This window comes from Kitasatospora sp. NPDC057512 (assembly GCF_042802135.1).
In the GTDB taxonomy this organism is placed as follows: Bacteria; Actinomycetota; Actinomycetes; order Streptomycetales; family Streptomycetaceae; genus Kitasatospora.
The window spans coordinates 1-2,148 of sequence record NZ_JBHVET010001060.1 but is presented as its reverse complement, the minus strand read 5'-3'; the positions used below and the strand labels follow the sequence as shown (position 1 = coordinate 2,148).

1 protein-coding gene is annotated in these 2,148 nt (G+C 76.6%); it reads right to left on the bottom strand.

Annotated features, from left to right (window positions below; genetic code table 11):
• Positions 1–12 precede the first annotated feature (12 nt).
• Complete coding sequence (locus tag ACFU6K_RS37555) at positions 13–1,980, bottom strand: tetratricopeptide repeat protein (protein ID WP_380670921.1); 1,968 nt, start codon at positions 1,978–1,980, stop codon at positions 13–15.
• Positions 1,981–2,148 lie beyond the last annotated feature (168 nt).

Here is a 2,148-nt window from a genome sequence, read left to right as displayed (position 1 = left end):
CGTTCAGCGCCGTCAGGGGACAGGCAGGACGGCGTGTTCGTGCCCCGGTGTCGGCGGTGTCGGCGGTGTCGGCGGGGTGAAGCCGAGGGAGGTCAGCAGGCCGACCGCCGCGTCGCGGTAGTGGGCGGGCAGCTCGCGGTAGATGGCGAGGGCCTCCTCCCAGGAGCGCCGGGCGTCGGCGCCGCGGCCGAGCGCCTGTTGGGCGGCGGCCAGGGCGGTCAGGGAGTTGGCGCGCTGGTCGACGTATCCGGTGATGGTCCGGCCGACGGCCAGCGAGCGTTCGAGGTGGACCAGCGCCTCCTCGGGGCGGCCGGCGGCATAGCGGGCTATGCCGACGACGTTCAGGAGGCTGCACTCCGGGACGCCGCCGAGTTGGCGGATCTCCGGTGCGAGCAGCTGCTCGGCCAGGTCCTGTGCCTCCTCGGACCGGCCGAGCATCAGGAGGGCGCTGGCGAGGTTGGTCTCGCACAGCAGGACCGTCCACCGGGCGGCGCTCGGACCGTCCGCGGCCAGCAGACGCAGGGCGCGTTCGAAGTGGTCGGCCGCCCCGGCGTAGTCCGCGCAGTTGAAGTGCGAGACCCCCAGGCTGGCCAGCACCAGTGCCTCGACGGCCCGGTCGCCGGCCGCGCGGACGAGCTCCAGGGCCTGCTCGTAGTGCCGGCGGGCCTGCGGCAGGTCGCCCGCGGAGCCCCAGGCGTGCCCCTGGTCGTTCAGGCTGTGGCCCAGGGCGAGCGGGTCGTCGAGCCGGCGGGCCGCGGCCACCGCGGTCCGGCTCACGGCCAGGCGTTCCGCGTGCGGCCCGGTCCGGTGCAGGTAGGGCCACAGCAGCGAGGGCAGCTTCCAGGCGACGTCGTCGTCCTCCTGCTCGAAGGCGTGGGCCGCGGTGGCCAGGAGGTTGGCCCGCTGCTCGTCGCACCACCGCAGCGCCTGGGCGGCGTCGGTGAAGGCGGTAATGTCCAGGCCCCGGGGCGGCGGTGGCAGCGCCACGTGGGGCCGACTCGGCACCAGCGTCCGGGTGGCGGCGCAGGCGTGGTGGAGGCACCAGGCGTACCAGCGCTCCAGGCACCGGCGGCGGGAGCGTCGGCTTTCGTGCCGCGTGCCCTGCTCGGCGGCGAACAGGCGCAGCAGGTCGTGGAAGCGGTAGGTGTCGGCGCGGTGCTCGATGAGGAGGTGGACGTCGGCCAGCCGGCGCAGGATCCGCGCGCCGCTCCCGCGCTCCAGGCCGCCGAGCACCTCGGCGACCGGCGCCGACAGGTCGACGGCGGGGCTCGTCGCGAGCAGCCCCAGCAGGCGCCGGGCGGGCTCGTCGAGCGCGCGGTAGGAGAAGGAGAAGGCCGTGCGCAGGCAGGCGGACCGGTCGTCGCCGTCCGCGCTGAGGACGTCGAGCCGGTTGCCGGCGAGTTCGGCGGCGAAGCCCGTGAGGTCGTGGTGCGGGCGGTCGCGCAGCCGGGCGGCGGCGAGCGCGACGGCCAGCGGGAGGTGGCCGCAGGCGTCGAGCAGCCGGGCGACGGCCTGCTCCCGGGCCTCGACGCGCTCGGCCCCGAGCACCCGGCGCACCAGGGCGCGCCCCTCGTCCGGGCTGAACTCCGCCAGCTCGACCCGCCGGGCGCCCTCCCGTACGACGAGCCCGGTGAGCCGCTCACGGCTGGTCACCAGGACCGCGCAGCCCCCGGCACCGGGCAGCAGCGGACGGACCTGCGCGGCGTCCAGGGCGTTGTCCAGGACGATCAGGACCCGCCGGCCGGCCAGCGTGGACCGGTAGAGCGCCGCCGTCTCGTCGAGCCGGGCGGGGACGTCCTCGGCCGGCACGCCCAGGGCGCGCAGGAAGGAGCCCAGGACGGCGTGGGGGTGCTGCGGGCCGGTCGACGACCAGCCGTGCAGGTCGGTGAAGAGCTGGCCGTCGGGGAAGCGGTCCCGGGCCCGGTGGGCCCAGCGCAGCGCCAGGGCCGATTTGCCGGCCCCCGGGGCCATCGCGGTCATCACCGGGCCTGCTGGCCGCCACGGGGGCGGCGCTGGTGCTGCTGCTGTGGCTGGTGGGCGCGCACACCTTCGCGAGAGCGGCGCTGGACGAGGCGGATCGCGGCGGGGCGCAGTCGCTCAGCGCGCTCAACGACGCCTGGATCGCGGCCCTCCAAGCCAGGGGTGCCG

What these genes read in the sequence shown, in the direction of transcription:
- ACFU6K_RS37555 (WP_380670921.1), bottom strand. Translation starts at nt 1,980, where the DNA reads ATGACCGCGATGGCCCCGGGGGCCGGCAAATCGGCCCTGGCGCTGCGC.